Source organism: Acidimicrobiales bacterium (genome assembly GCA_025455885.1).
Classification (GTDB): Bacteria; Actinomycetota; Acidimicrobiia; order Acidimicrobiales; family Acidimicrobilacustridaceae; genus Rhabdothermincola_A.
The window spans coordinates 68,180-81,451 of sequence record JALOLR010000011.1; the positions used below are offsets into that span (position 1 = coordinate 68,180).

At 73.2% G+C, this 13,272-nt stretch carries 14 protein-coding genes; 13 read left to right on the plus strand and 1 reads right to left on the minus strand.

Annotated features, from left to right (window positions below):
• The first annotated feature begins 42 nt into the window (after positions 1 to 42).
• The 12 genes from folP (at position 43) to MUE36_10945 (ending at position 9,481) form a co-directional block, all read left to right on the plus strand.
• Positions 43 to 798 (plus strand): dihydropteroate synthase, encoded by a 756-nt coding sequence (gene folP, locus MUE36_10890; GenBank protein ID MCU0311433.1) that lies wholly within the window; start codon positions 43 to 45, stop codon positions 796 to 798.
• The gene (locus MUE36_10895) at positions 795 to 1,313 is read left to right on the plus strand and encodes a hypothetical protein (GenBank protein MCU0311434.1); all 519 of its coding nucleotides are present in this window, start codon (positions 795 to 797) and stop codon (positions 1,311 to 1,313) included. Before folP ends, MUE36_10895 begins: the two co-directional genes overlap by 4 nt.
• Positions 1,314 to 1,318: 5 nt before the next feature.
• A complete protein-coding gene (gene folB, locus MUE36_10900; GenBank protein MCU0311435.1) occupies positions 1,319 to 1,687 on the plus strand; it encodes a dihydroneopterin aldolase in 369 nt (122 codons plus the stop codon).
• A gap of 29 nt (positions 1,688 to 1,716) precedes the next feature.
• Positions 1,717 to 2,148, plus strand: a complete 432-nt coding sequence (gene folK / locus MUE36_10905) for a 2-amino-4-hydroxy-6-hydroxymethyldihydropteridine diphosphokinase (protein ID MCU0311436.1) — start codon at positions 1,717 to 1,719, stop codon at positions 2,146 to 2,148.
• 10 nt (positions 2,149 to 2,158) lie between these two features.
• Positions 2,159 to 2,926: a DUF2520 domain-containing protein gene (locus tag MUE36_10910; GenBank protein MCU0311437.1), complete on the plus strand. Its 768-nt coding sequence runs from the start codon at positions 2,159 to 2,161 to the stop codon at positions 2,924 to 2,926.
• A gap of 4 nt (positions 2,927 to 2,930) precedes the next feature.
• The gene (panC, locus tag MUE36_10915; GenBank protein ID MCU0311438.1) at positions 2,931 to 3,782 is read left to right on the plus strand and encodes a pantoate--beta-alanine ligase; all 852 of its coding nucleotides are present in this window, start codon (positions 2,931 to 2,933) and stop codon (positions 3,780 to 3,782) included.
• Positions 3,783 to 3,846: 64 nt separating this feature from the next.
• Positions 3,847 to 4,239, plus strand: coding sequence for an aspartate 1-decarboxylase (locus MUE36_10920; protein MCU0311439.1), 393 nt, complete (start codon positions 3,847 to 3,849; stop codon positions 4,237 to 4,239).
• Positions 4,240 to 4,294: 55 nt separating this feature from the next.
• Positions 4,295 to 5,944 (plus strand): FAD-binding protein, encoded by a 1,650-nt coding sequence (locus tag MUE36_10925; GenBank protein ID MCU0311440.1) that lies wholly within the window; start codon positions 4,295 to 4,297, stop codon positions 5,942 to 5,944.
• 4 nt (positions 5,945 to 5,948) lie between these two features.
• Positions 5,949 to 6,809, plus strand: coding sequence for a carboxylating nicotinate-nucleotide diphosphorylase (nadC, locus tag MUE36_10930; GenBank protein ID MCU0311441.1), 861 nt, complete (start codon positions 5,949 to 5,951; stop codon positions 6,807 to 6,809).
• Positions 6,810 to 6,825: 16 nt separating this feature from the next.
• Complete coding sequence (locus MUE36_10935) at positions 6,826 to 7,620, plus strand: type III pantothenate kinase (GenBank protein ID MCU0311442.1); 795 nt, start codon at positions 6,826 to 6,828, stop codon at positions 7,618 to 7,620.
• 23 nt (positions 7,621 to 7,643) lie between these two features.
• Positions 7,644 to 8,630 (plus strand): NAD-dependent epimerase/dehydratase family protein, encoded by a 987-nt coding sequence (locus tag MUE36_10940; protein MCU0311443.1) that lies wholly within the window; start codon positions 7,644 to 7,646, stop codon positions 8,628 to 8,630.
• Between the two features lie 23 nt (positions 8,631 to 8,653).
• Positions 8,654 to 9,481 carry an alpha/beta hydrolase gene (locus MUE36_10945; GenBank protein ID MCU0311444.1) on the plus strand — a complete coding sequence of 276 codons (828 nt, stop codon included), beginning with the start codon at positions 8,654 to 8,656 and terminating at the stop codon, positions 9,479 to 9,481.
• A gap of 24 nt (positions 9,482 to 9,505) precedes the next feature.
• Here MUE36_10945 and MUE36_10950 read toward each other — a convergent pair whose 3' ends face one another.
• The gene (locus tag MUE36_10950; protein MCU0311445.1) at positions 9,506 to 10,531 is read right to left on the minus strand and encodes a polyprenyl synthetase family protein; all 1,026 of its coding nucleotides are present in this window, start codon (positions 10,529 to 10,531) and stop codon (positions 9,506 to 9,508) included.
• Between the two features lie 185 nt (positions 10,532 to 10,716).
• On the opposite strand from MUE36_10950, the gene MUE36_10955 reads away from it, so the two are divergent.
• Positions 10,717 to 13,242, plus strand: coding sequence for an ATP-dependent Clp protease ATP-binding subunit (locus tag MUE36_10955; GenBank protein ID MCU0311446.1), 2,526 nt, complete (start codon positions 10,717 to 10,719; stop codon positions 13,240 to 13,242).
• The last annotated feature ends 30 nt before the right edge of the window (positions 13,243 to 13,272 follow it).

The window sequence follows — 13,272 nt, forward strand, 5'->3', positions numbered from 1 at the left end:
CCCGGCGACACCGGCGGGGGGCTCCCCCGGGTGATGGGCGTCGTGAACGTCACCCCCGACTCCTTCAGCGACGGTGGGCGCTACCTCGAACCGGAGGCGGCCGTCGCCCACGGCCTCGCGCTGCTCGCCGAGGGGGCCTCGGTGCTCGACGTCGGCGGGGAGAGCACCCGCCCCGGGGCCACGCCGGTCGACGTGGCCGAGGAGTTGCGGCGGGTGCTGCCCGTCGTGGAGGCGCTGGCCCCGCACGGCCGGGTCAGCATCGACACGCGCAAGGCCGAGGTGGCCCGTGCCGCGGTGGCCGCCGGCGCCACCCTGGTCAACGACATCTCGGCGTCGTTGTGGGAGGTCGCCGCCGACACCGGCGCCGGCTGGGTCGCGATGCACATGCAGGGTGAGCCGGCCACCATGCAGGACGAACCTCGCTACGACGACGTCGTGACCGAGGTGTGCGCGCACCTCGAACGGATGGCCGAGCGGGCCGCCGCGGCCGGCGTCGGCGAGATCTGGGTCGACCCGGGGATCGGGTTCGGCAAGACGATGGCCCACAACCTCACGCTGCTGGCCCACCTCGACCGGGTGGTCGCGCTCGGCTGGCCCGTCCTCCTCGGGACGAGCCGCAAGGCCACCCTCGGGAGGATCCTGGCCGCCTCCGACGGTGTCGAGGGGATCGTCCCGACCGACGACCGGTTGGCCGCGTCGATCGCCACCGAGGTGTGGTGCCTGCACCAGGGCGCGTCGATGATCCGGGCCCACGACGTCGCCGCCGCCGTCCAGGCCGTGAAAGTCGTGGCAGCATGAGCGCCGTGGCCAGCAAGGGCAAGTGGGCCCAGGGCATCCGCCCCCGCAACTTCCATTGGGTGATCGGCGACCGGCTGGCGATCTGCGAGCGGCCGGGAGGCTACGGCGCGAGCCACCGCAAGGTTCGCCGCCAGGAGGAGATCATCTGGATCAGGGAGCAGGGGTTCACCGTGGTCATCTCCACGATCCCCGCGCCGCACAACCTCCACAACTACGACGAGCTGGGTGTCGTCTGGCGCCATCGCCCGTTCGACGACGACAACCGGTCGGGCTACGAGCTGCGGGTGTTCGCCGAGCTGCGCGACCTGTTGGCGGGCGGCGCGAAGGTGCTCGTGCACAGCGAGGAGCTCGGCGACCGCCTCTGCGGCCTCGTGGCCGGCTACCTGTTGTGGTCCGGCCTCGTCGACACGTCCCCCGCCACGGTCACCGTCGTCGAGCGCCTCACCGGCCGTCAGCTCGGACCCGTGGGCCGCGAGCTGGTCGCCCTCGCCGAGACGCTCCCGCCGCCCTCCTGATCCTCGTGGCCCCCACCGACACGATCGAGCTCCGTGGCCTCGTCGCCAGCGGGATCTGCGGCGCCCTCCCCGAGGAGCAGGTCCGCCCTCAGCCCCTCGAGGTCGACCTCGACGTGGTGGTCGACCTCGCCCGACCGGGGGTGTCCGACGACCTCGGCGACACCCTCGACTACGGCGCCATCGCCGCCGCCGTCGAGGCGGTGATCACCGGTGAGCGCTTCGTGCTGCTCGAGCGGCTCGCCCAGCGCCTGGCCGAGGTGGTGCTCGACGATCCGCGAGCCGCCGCGGTGACGGTGAGCGTGCGCAAGCAGCGCCCCCCGGTGCCCCAGGTCATGGCCACTTCGGGAGTGCGGATCACCCGCACCCGACGATGACCCGGGCCCTCCTCGGGCTGGGCTCGAACATGGGTGATCCGCTCGCGCTGCTGCGCGACGCCGTCGGGTCGCTCGCCGGCGTCGTGGCCGTCTCCCCCGTGTACCGCACCGCGCCCGTGGGCGGGCCCGAACAGGACCCGTTCCTCAACCTCGTGGTCGAGATCGACACCGATCTGTCCGCGCGCGAGCTGCTCGGCGTGTGCCATCGCCTCGAGTCGGCCGCCAACCGGGTCCGGACGGAGCGATGGGGCCCGCGGACCCTCGACGTCGACATCCTCTGGATGGACGCCGAACCGGTGGACGAACCCGACCTGCAGGTCCCGCACCCCCGCATGCGGGTGCGGCGCTTCGTGATGGCCCCTCTGGCCGACATCGCGCCCGACGTCGCCGGGCCCGACTGGGAGGACCGTGCCGAGGGTCGCGTCGAGCTCCTCGGCCCCCTCGACGTCGGGGCCGGCTGAGTCCGTCCCGGTGGCGTCGCTCCGGGTGGTCGGGTCGGGTCGGGCCGGCGGTGCCCTGGCCCTCGCCCTCGCCGCGGCGGGGTGGCGGGTCGAGCGGGCCCTGGGGCGCCACGACGACCTCACGGCGGCCGCGGCCGACGTCGATCTCCTGGTCATCGCCACGCCTGACGAGGCCGTCGCCGGCGTCGCTCGCGCCGTGCGGCCGGTGTCGACGGCGGTGGTCGCGCACCTCGCAGGGGCCCTCGGGCTCGACGTGCTCGAGGGCCATCCCCGGCGGGCGGCGTTGCACCCGCTGGTGGCGTTGCCGTCGGCCGGGGTCGGGGCCCGCCGCCTCGCCGACCGCGCCTGGTTCGCGGTTGCCGGCGAACCGGACGACGCACGCGCCGTCGTCGCCGGCGTCGTCGAGGACCTCGGCGGGCGCTGGTTCACCGTCGCCGACGACGACCGGGCCGCCTACCACGCCGCCGCCGCCATCGCCTCCAACCACGTGGTGGCCCTGCTCGGCCAGGCCGAGCGGGTCGCCCGGTCCGCCGGGGTCCCTCTCGAGGTGTACCTCGACCTGGTCCGGGCCACGCTCGACAACGTCGCCGAGCTCGGTCCCCGGGGCGCGCTCACCGGTCCGGCCTCCCGCGGCGACTGGACGACCGTCGAACGCCACCGCGCCGCGCTGCCCCCCGAGGAGCTCGACGCCTACGACGCCATGGTCAGAGCGGTGCGCCGCCTCGTGGACGGCGGCTCGGCCGGGACTGGCCGCTCGGCCGACGGTGCGGGAGGCTGACCGGGTGCTGGTGGTGACCACGAAGGCCGCGCTGCGCGACCACCTCGACCACGTCCGGACGACCGGCCGCCGCATCGGGCTCGTCCCGACGATGGGCGCCCTGCACGACGGCCACCTCTCGCTCGTGAGGGCCGCCGCCGCCGAGTGCGACGAGGTGGTGCTCACCATCTTCGTGAACCCGCTGCAGTTCTCGGCCGGGGAGGACCTCGACGCCTACCCACGCCCCCTCGACCACGACCTGGTCCTGGCCGAGGCGACCGGGGTCGACGTGGTGTTCACCCCGTCGACCGAGGAGATGTACGGGGCGGGCTCGGCCACCACGGTCACCGTGGCCGGGCTCACCGCCGGGTTGGAAGGGGCGTCGAGGCCGACCCACTTCGACGGGGTCACCACGGTGGTCACCAAGCTCTTCAACCTCGCCGGGCCGAGCCGCGCCTACTTCGGGGAGAAGGACTACCAGCAGCTCGCCGTGATCACCCGCATGGCCGCCGACCTCGACCAGCCCGTCACCGTGGTCGGCTGCCCGATCGTGCGGGAGGCCGACGGGGTCGCCATGTCGAGCCGCAACGTCTATCTCAGCCCGGCGCAGCGGTCCGCGGCGACGGTGCTGTCGGTCGCGTTGCAGGCCGGCGCGGCCCGGATCGCGGCCGGCGGCGACGGAGGGGCGGCGGTCGCGGCGATGCGCGAGGTGGTCGACGCCGAACCCGAGGCCCTCCTCGACTACGCCGCCGCCGTCGACCCGGCGACCCTGGAGGCCGTGACCGCAACGGTCCCGGGCCGGGAGGTCCGCCTCCTCGTGGCCGTCGGCTTTGGCCCGACCCGGCTCCTGGATAACCTCTCCGTGGTGGCTCCGTGAGGAGCGACGGGCAGGCCCCTTTCCGTACGGCGACTCCCGAGAGCGTCGAGACCCGAGGAGCACCATGCAACGCCGCATGATGAAGTCGAAGATCCACCGGGCGCGTGTGACCGACGCCAACCTCCACTACGTGGGGTCCATCACCGTCGACCGGCGCCTGATGGAGCTGGCCGACATCCGCGAGTGGGAGCAGGTACACGTCGTCGACATCGACAACGGGGCCCGCTTCGAGACCTACGTCATCCCCGGCGGCAGCGGTGACATGTGCCTGAACGGCGCCGCCGCCCGCCTGGTGCAACCCGGCGACCGGATCATCGTGATCAGCTACGCCGACTACGACGACGCCGAGCTCGACGGCTACGAGCCGACCGTCGTCCACGTGGACGCGTCCAACCGGCCGGTGGACGAGCGGTCGGCCTCCGAGCTCGCCGCCCTCGAGGTCGGGGTCCGGGCCTGACCGATCCCGTCGTCGACCTGACCGGGTCCGTCCGGCCGGGCCGGACCTCCGACCGGTGAGCGCCCCGAGCGAGGGCCACCCCCAGTCCCTCGGCGAGGTCGACCTCCTGGTCGTCGGCTCCGGCGTGGCCGGGCTGTCGGCGGCGGTGCGCGCCGCCGAGACCCACGGCCTGCGCGTCGGGGTCCTGACCAAGGGCACCCTCGAGCAGTCGACCACCCGGTGGGCTCAAGGGGGGGTCGCGGCGGTGCTCGCCGAGGACCCCGACTCGACCGACCTGCACCTCGCCGACACCCTCGCCGCCGGGGCCGGGCTGTGCGACGTCGACGCCGTGCGGGTGCTGGTCGACGAGGGCCCGGGGCGCGTCGAGGACCTGATCGCCCTCGGCGCGATGTTCGATCGCGACGCCCACGGCCGCCTCGAGCTGGCCCGGGAGGGCGGCCACACGCTCCCGCGGGTGGTGCACGCCGGCGGCGCCGCGACCGGCGCCGAGATCGAGCGGGCTCTCGTCGAGGCGGTCCGGCGCACCGCGACCGCCGTGTACGAGCACGCCTTCGCCCTCGACATCGTCGTCGAGGACGGGCGCAGCGCCGGTCTCCGGGCCGTCACCGCCGACGGTCGCCCCGTCGAGCTGCGGGCCCGGCACGTGCTGGTGGCCACCGGCGGGGCCGGACAGATGTTCGCGGTCACGACCAACCCGGTGGAGGCGACCGGCGACGGGTTGGCGATGGCGCTGCGGGCGGGGGTGGCGGTCGCCGACGTGGAGTTCGTGCAGTTCCACCCGACGGCCCTCCACCACCCCCGGATGCCGCGGCCGTTGCTGAGCGAGGCGCTGCGCGGGCACGGGGCGCTGCTGCGCGACATCCACGGCGAGCGCTTCGTGGACGAGCTCCTCCCGCGTGACGAGGTCAGTCGGGCGATGACCCGTCGGATGCTGGAGCTCGGTGTCGACCACTGCTGGCTCGACGCCACCGGCCTCGACTCGTTCGCGCTGCGCTTCCCCACGATCGCCCGGGATCTCGCCGAGGCCGGGCTCGACCCGAGCGTCGACTGGCTCCCCATCGCCCCGGCGGCGCACTACCTCTGCGGGGGCATCGTCACCGACCTCGACGGAGCCAGCAGCCTCCCCGGGTTGTGGGCGGCAGGCGAGGTCGCCTGCTCGGGTGTCCACGGCGCCAACCGCTTGGCCTCCAACTCCTTGCTCGAGGGCATGGTGTTCGGGGCCCGGGTCGTGGAGGCCGTCGAGCGCGGCGCCGACGGGCCCCGCCCGACCGGCGCCATGCGGGCGGTCCACGCCGGCGACGCCGGCGACGGGATCATCGGCGGGTCGGTGCTGGTGGGCGGCGCCCATCCGTCGCCGGTGGTGATCGCCGCCGGCGGCCCGGCCCCGGCAGCGGTGGTCGCGGACCGTGATCGGCTCCAGCGGGCGATGACCTCGGGGGCGGGCGTGCTGCGCACCGCCGAGTCGCTGGCCGCCACCCGGGAGGTGGTCGCCGAGGTGGCCGAGCGGGTCGCCGTCGGCGACGAGCCCGGCACGTGGGAGCTCGCCAACCTCGCCACCGCGTCGACGGCGCTGCTCGACGCCGCCACCGCCCGACTCGAGAGCCGGGGAGCCCACACCCGCGCCGACCACCCCGCCACCGACCCCGCCCTGCGCCATCGGATCGTCGTGGGATTACCGCCGGCCGCGGCCGGCGAGGCAGGCTGAGGGGATGTCCCGGGCCGTCCAGCCGCCGAGGAAGGCCGTCACCGAGGCGGTGGGCCGCGCCCTCGACGAGGATCTGACGCCCCTCGGCGACCTCACCGCGGCGCTGCTGCCCGACGACATCGAGGCGGAGGCGACGTTCGTGGCCCGTCACTCGGGTGTCGTGGCCGGTTGCGCGTGCGCCACCGAGGCCTTCGCCCAGGTCGACGAGGCGGTGCGCGTCGAGTGGCACGTCGACGACGGTGACGCGGTCACCGCCGGCGAGGTGCTGGCCGTCGTCGTGGGGCCGCTGGCCCCGATCCTCACCGCCGAGCGCACGGCGTTGAACTTCCTGGGCCACCTCTCCGGCATCGCCACCTCGACGCGGGCGTACGTGGACGCCGCCGCGCTCGGCGGCGACGCCCGCATCTGGGACACCCGCAAGACCACACCCGGCCTGCGCAGCCTCGAGAAGGCGGCCGTCCGGGCCGGCGGGGGCGCCAACCACCGGGGGAACCTCTCGGACTGGGTGCTCCTGAAGGACAACCACATCGCCCGCTTCGGCATCACCGCGGCGGTCGAGAGAGCCCGCACGCTCTGGCCGGCGCGCACCGTCCACGTCGAGTGCGACCGCCTCGACCAGGTCCACGAGGCGCTCGCCGCCGGCGCCGACGCGCTGCTGCTCGACAACATGACCGTCGACGAGGTGCGGGCCTGCGTGCACGCCTGCGCCGACCTCCCCCACCGCCCCCTGCTCGAGGTGTCGGGAGGCCTCACGCTCGACGTGGTCGCCGACTACGCCGCCACCGGTGTCGACTGCATCTCGGTGGGCGCGCTGACCAACGCCGCCCCCGTGCTCGACATCGGCCTCGACATCCGACCCGACTGAGAACAGGAACCCCACCGTGCTCCTCGTCGTCGACGCCGGCAACACCCAGACGGTGGTCGGTCTCTACGAGTCCGACGGTCCCACCGCGGCCGGGCGCCGGCCCGCGGAGGGCCTCCTCGACCACTGGCGCATCTCCACCGCCGCCCAGCGCACCTCCGACGAGGTGGCCGTCCTCCTCCAGGGCTTCCTCGCGCTGCGGCGCCTCACGTTCCACGACCTCGACGGGATCGCCGTCTCCTCGGGGGTGCCGCGGGTGACCGCCGCGCTGCGCGAGCTGAGCGATCGGTACCTCGACTTCGACCCCGTCGTCATCGAGCCGGGCGTCCGCACCGGCATCGCCATCGTCTACGAGAACCCGAAGGAGGTCGGCGCCGACCGGATCGCCAACGCCGTCGGTGCCTTCGACCTCTACGGGGGGCCGACGATCATCGCCGACTTCGGCACGGCCACGACCTGTGACGCGGTGTCGGCCAACGGCGAGTACCTCGGTGGGGCCATCGCCCCCGGGATCGAGATCTCGATGGACGCCCTCGTCGGCCGGGCGGCTGCGCTCCGGGCCGTGGAGCTGAAGGCCCCTCGCAACGTGCTCGGCAAGTCGACGGTCGAGTCGATCCAGTCGGGCGCGGTGTTCGGGTTCGCTGCCCAGGTCGATGGCCTGTGCGCGCGCATCGAGGACGAGCTCGGGGAGTGCACCGTGGTGGCCACGGGCGGGCTCGCCGAGCTCATCACCCCGTTCTCCTCGAGGATCCGGTACACCGAGCCGTGGCTCACCCTGCACGGGCTGCGCCTCGTGCACGAGAAGAACGCCTAGAACCCGAGCGAGGAGAGCGGCACATGCGGGTAGCGATCACCGGGATGGGTGGCGAGCTGGGGACCAGGGTGGCCACCCTGTTCGAGGAGCGCGACGAGTTCACCGAGATCATGGGGGTCGACATCGAGCCGCCCCGACGCCACCTCGACCGCGCCGACTTCCACCGGGTCGATCCCCGCAACCGGGCCCGCATGCTCGAGGTCATCGGGGACTTCGCCCCCGAGGTCCTCGTCCACGTCGGTGTCTACGAGCCCAACGCCCGGTCGAGCCCCCGCTCGGCGGCCACCCGGACCATCGCCGGAACCGTCGCCGCCCTCGACGGCGCCCGGGCCGGCGGCGCCCTGACCCGCGTCGTCATGCGGTCGGGCATCGAGGTGTACGGCCGGGGTTCGCAGACCCCGGTCCGGCCCGACGAGACGGTCGTGCCGGAACCCACGTCGCCGTTCGGGCAGTCGCTCCTCCACGCCGAACGGGTGGTCACCACCGGTGCGGCGCGCGTCGACGCCAGCATGGCCCTGCTGCGCTTCGGCCCGGTGGTCGGGCCGCACTTCCCGAGCCCGCTCGTCCGGCTCCTCCGGCTCCCGGCCGTGCCCGTGCCCGCGCTCGGCGGCGGGGCGTTCTGCGTGCTGCACCGAGAGGACGCCGCCCGGGCGTTCGTGGCCGCCGCCCTGCGCCCCGACACCGACGGCCCGGTCAACGTGGTGGCCCCGGGGTCGGTCAGCGCGTGGGACGCCGTGCGTCTCGGCGCCCGGCTGCCGGTGCCGGTCTGTGGCCCCGGGTGGAACGCGGCCCGCATGGTCACCGAGCTCTCGGGGGCCCCGCTGCCCGATCACGTGGTCGAGCTCCTGGTGAAGGGTCGTCTGGCCGACGGCGACCGGGTCGAGGAGCTGTTGGGGTTCCGCCCGGAGCACACCACCCGGGAGTGCCTGCGCCACGTCCACGACTGGGCCGACGTCAGCTGGTCGCGCAACCGCCCGGCCCCTCCGGCGTCGGCTGCGCCGGCCGCCTGACGCCCGGTCCCTAGACTCTCGCCGTGCCCATCGTCGAGGCCCCCGACGGGACCCGCATCAACTACGAGACCTTCGGCAGGGCCGACGGTCCGCCGGTGCTGATGGTCCAGGGCCTGGGGGCCGACAGCCGGGGCTGGCTGCGCCAGCGCGGGATGATCTCGCGGGAGTACCGCGGCATCGTGTTCGACAACCGGGGCGTCGGGCGTTCCGACGTGCCGCCCGGCCCCTACGACCTCGAGGTGATGGCCGCCGATGCCGTGGCCGTGCTCGACGACCTGGGTCTCGAGTCCGCCCACGTCATGGGGGCGTCGATGGGCGGGATCATCGCCCAGATCCTCGGGGTGCGCTACCAGTCCCGGGTCCGCTCCCTGACGCTGGCCTGCACGGGCTGTCGGCACCTGCCCTGGCGGCGCGAGCTGCTCGCGGAGTGGGAGGAGACCGCCCGCACGAAGGGGATGCGGGCCCTCGTCGACCTGGCGGCACGGTGGCTGATGGGGCCCCGGTCGCGGTTCCGGCTCTGGCCCGTCGTGGGCGTGCTCGGGCCGCTCGCCCTGAACGTGACGCCGGCCGCCTTCTGCGCCCAGATCGACGCCATCCTCGCCCTCGACGACAAGCTCCGGTTCGAGCTCGACGCCATCGACGTGCCCACGTTCGTCATCGTGGGCAGCCAGGACATCCTGACCCCGATCGGCGACAGCGAGCTCCTCAGCGAGATGATCCCCGGTTCCGAGCTGGTCATCGTCACCGGGGGCGCCCACGGCTTCATGGTGGAGAACGCCGGGCGCTTCAACGACGCCGTGCGCGACTTCCTCGGTCGGGTCTCGGCCGACGATCCCGAACGACGCTCGTAGCGCCCCGACCGGATCCGGGTCGGTTCAGGCCGCGGCGCGGACGCTCGCCAGCAGGTGCTCGGCGGCCCGCTCGAGCGCCGTGACCGCCTCGTGGCCGGCGTAGGGCGCCAGCGCGGCCTGCCCGCGTTCGACGTATCCGCGGGCGGTGTCGAGCGACGACTCGACGGCCGGGCCGCCGCGCAGGAGGTCGCGGGCCGCGGCGAGGGCCCCGGGGTCGTCGACCGGAACAGGGCTGCCGTCGACGGGGTGGAGCGCGGCGAGCAGGGCCTCGAGCTCACGCGCCGGGGGGCCTCCGGCGGCCAGCGTGCGGATGACCGGGAGGGTGTAGGTGCCTTCGACGAGGTCGTGGCCCGCCGGCTTGCCGAGCTCTTCGTCGGTGGAGGTGACGTCGAGGAGGTCGTCGACGATCTGGAAGGCCATCCCGAAGCTGCGGCCGAACACGGTGAGGGCTTCGACCTGGGCCCGGGGCAGGTCGGCCACAAGAGCGCCGATCCGGCACGAGGTGGCCAGCAGCGACGCCGTCTTGCCGTCGATCGACGAGAGGTACGCCTCCTCGGTGCGGCGCAGCGAGTAGGCCGCCTGCAGCTCGAGCACCTGGCCCTCGCACAGCCGGCCGATCGTGGCGGCGAGGAGCCCGGCGACCTCGGTGCCGAGCGACGCGGCGATCTCGGAGGCCTTGGCGAGGAGGTAGTCGCCGGCGAGGATGGCCTTGAGGTTGCCCCAGCGGGCGTTGACGCTGGGCACGGTCCGGCGCGTCTCGGCGTCGTCCATCACGTCGTCGTGGTACAGCGAGCCGAGGTGGACCAGCTCGACGGCCACCGCACCGAGCACGACCTCGGGGGTGGCCGCCACCATCTGGCGGTGGGCGGTGGCCGCGGCGGTGACCGCGAAGGCGGGGCGCACCCGCTTGCCCCCGGCGAGGATGAGGTGGCTGGCCACCTCGGTGAGGAAGGCGTCGTCGGCCACGACCGACGCCCGCAATGCCTCTTCGACCCGGACCAGGTCGTCCTGGAGCACGGGCAACGTGAGGAGGGGGGAGGCGGGAGCCACGACGAGAACGATAGGCGGGCGATGCCGTTCGTCCTCAACCGGGCGGCACCGTGATCCGCACGGCGTCGTCGCCCGTCGGTCGGGCCGGTCGGTCGGGCGAGGAGGCCGAGGGGCCCGTGGGTATGCTCGGTGGACGATCCCCCCGCCCCCGGGGGGAGCCATCCCCGTCATGGGAGGCAGTGTCAGTGTTCGAACGCTTCACCGACCGAGCCCGCCGCGTTGTCGTCCTCGCCCAGGAGGAAGCGCGGCTGTTGAACCACAACTACATCGGCACCGAGCACATCCTGCTCGGGCTGATCCACGAGGGTGAGGGCGTGGCCGCGAAGGCGCTGGAGTCGCTCGGCATCTCCCTCGAGGCCGTGCGCAGCCAGGTCGAGGAGATCATCGGCCAGGGCGGTTCGTCGCCGAGCGGGCACATCCCGTTCACCCCGCGTGCCAAGAAGGTCCTCGAGCTGTCGCTGCGCGAGGCCCTCCAGCTCGGTCACAACTACATCGGCACCGAGCACATCCTGCTCGGGCTCATCCGCGAGGGCGAGGGCGTGGCCGCCCAGGTGCTGGTCAAGCTGGGCGCCGACCTCTCCCGGGTCCGCCAGCAGGTCATCCAGCTGCTCTCGGGCTACTCGGGCCCCGGCTCCCAGGGCGGTGGGGGCGAGAAGGCCGGCGCCACCGCCGGCGGTTCGGGCGAGGCCACCCCGTCGGGCTCGCTCGTCCTCGACCAGTTCGGCCGCAACCTCACCCAGCTCGCCCGCGAGAAGAAGCTCGACCCGGTCATCGGGCGCGAGCGCGAGGCCGAGCGGGTCATGCAGGTGCTGAGCCGGCGGACGAAGAACAACCCGGTGCTCATCGGTGAGCCCGGCGTCGGCAAGACGGCCATCGTCGAGGGCCTCGCCCAGGCCATCGCCGCCGACTCGGTCCCCGAGACGCTGCACAACAAGCAGCTCTACACGCTCGACCTCGGCGCCCTCGTCGCCGGGTCGCGGTACCGGGGCGACTTCGAGGAGCGCCTGAAGAAGGTCCTCAAGGAGATCAAGACCCGCGGCGACATCATCCTGTTCATCGACGAGCTCCACACCCTCGTGGGTGCCGGGGCCGCCGAGGGCGCGATCGACGCTGCCAGCATCCTCAAGCCGATGCTCGCCCGTGGCGAGCTGCAGACCATCGGTGCGACCACGCTCGACGAGTACCGCAAGCACCTCGAGAAGGACGCCGCGCTCGAGCGGCGCTTCCAGCCCATCAAGGTCGAGGAGCCCTCGGTGGCCCACACCATCGAGATCCTGAAGGGCCTCCGCGACCGCTACGAGGCCCACCACCGGGTGACCATCACCGACCAGGCGCTCGTGGCGGCGGCCAACCTCGCCGACCGCTACATCTCCGACCGCCACCTGCCCGACAAGGCCATCGACCTCATCGACGAGGCCGGCTCGCGCCTGCGCATCAAGCGCATGGAGACCCCGCCGGACTTCAAGGAGCTCGAGAACCAGATCGCCCAGGTCGTCCAGGAGAAGAAGGAGGCCGTCGAGGCGCAGCGCTTCGAGGAGGCGGGTCGCCTCCGCGACCGGGAGAAGGAGCTCCTCGCCGAGAAGGAGACCAAGGAGCGCGAGATGCGCGACGCCGGCATCGACCTCTTCGACGAGGTCGACGAGGAGGCCATCGCCGAGGTCCTCTCCATCTGGACCGGGATCCCCGTCTACAAGCTCACCGAGGAGGAGACCGCCAAGCTCCTGCGCATGGAGGACGAGCTCCACAAGCGGGTCATCGGCCAGGAGGACGCCATCAAGGCCGTCAGCCAGGCGATCCGGCGTACCCGGGCCGGGCTCAAGGACCCGAAGCGCCCGAGCGGCTCGTTCATCTTCCTGGGCCCCTCCGGCGTCGGCAAGACCGAGCTGGCCAAGACCCTCGCCGAGTTCCTCTTCGGCGACGAGGACTCCCTGATCGCGCTCGACATGAGCGAGTACATGGAGAAGCACACCGTCAGCCGACTGGTCGGCTCGCCCCCCGGCTACGTCGGGTACGAGGAGGGCGGCCAGCTCACCGAGGCCGTGCGGCGCAAGCCGTTCTCGGTGGTCCTCTTCGACGAGATCGAGAAGGCCCACACCGACGTGTTCAACACCCTCCTGCAGATCCTGGAGGAGGGCCGGCTCACCGACAGCCAGGGCCGCTCGGTGGACTTCCGCAACACGGTGCTGATCATGACCTCGAACCTGGGCACCCAGGACCTGCGCAAGGCCAACGTCGGCTTCGGCAAGTCCGACGAGGCGATCAGCTACGAGCGCATGAAGGAGAAGGTCAACGACGCGCTCAAGCAGCACTTCCGGCCGGAGTTCCTGAACCGCATCGACGACACGATCGTGTTCCACGAGCTCACCAAGGCCGAGGTCACCACGATCGTCGACCTGATGATCAAGCGGGTCACCGTGCAGCTCGAGGCGCAGGGCATCGGTCTCGAGCTCACCGAGGCGGCCAAGCTCCTGTTGGCCGACCGGGGCTACGACCCCACCCTCGGCGCCCGTCCGCTGCGCCGGGCCATCCAGCGCCTCGTCGAGGACCCGCTCTCGGAGCGGTTGCTCATGAAGGGCTTCCGGGCCGGCGAGCACATCATCGTCGACGCCGAGCCCGATCCCGAGACGGGCGAGCAGGTCATCGTCTTCAACGCCGTCGAGGGCTTCCAACCGCCCCCGATGGAGCTGGCCGAGACCGGGCCGGCCGAGTGACCCGCTGACCCCGGCGTCGGTTCCGCTGCG

What these genes read in the sequence shown, in the direction of transcription:
- MUE36_10895 (MCU0311434.1), top strand. Translation starts at nt 795, where the DNA reads ATGAGCGCCGTGGCCAGCAAGGGCAAGTGGGCCCAGGGCATCCGCCCC.
- folK (MCU0311436.1), top strand. Translation starts at nt 1,717, where the DNA reads ATGGGTGATCCGCTCGCGCTGCTGCGCGACGCCGTCGGGTCGCTCGCC.
- MUE36_10920 (MCU0311439.1), top strand. Translation starts at nt 3,847, where the DNA reads ATGCAACGCCGCATGATGAAGTCGAAGATCCACCGGGCGCGTGTGACC.
- nadC (MCU0311441.1), top strand. Translation starts at nt 5,949, where the DNA reads ATGTCCCGGGCCGTCCAGCCGCCGAGGAAGGCCGTCACCGAGGCGGTG.
- MUE36_10940 (MCU0311443.1), top strand. Translation starts at nt 7,644, where the DNA reads ATGCGGGTAGCGATCACCGGGATGGGTGGCGAGCTGGGGACCAGGGTG.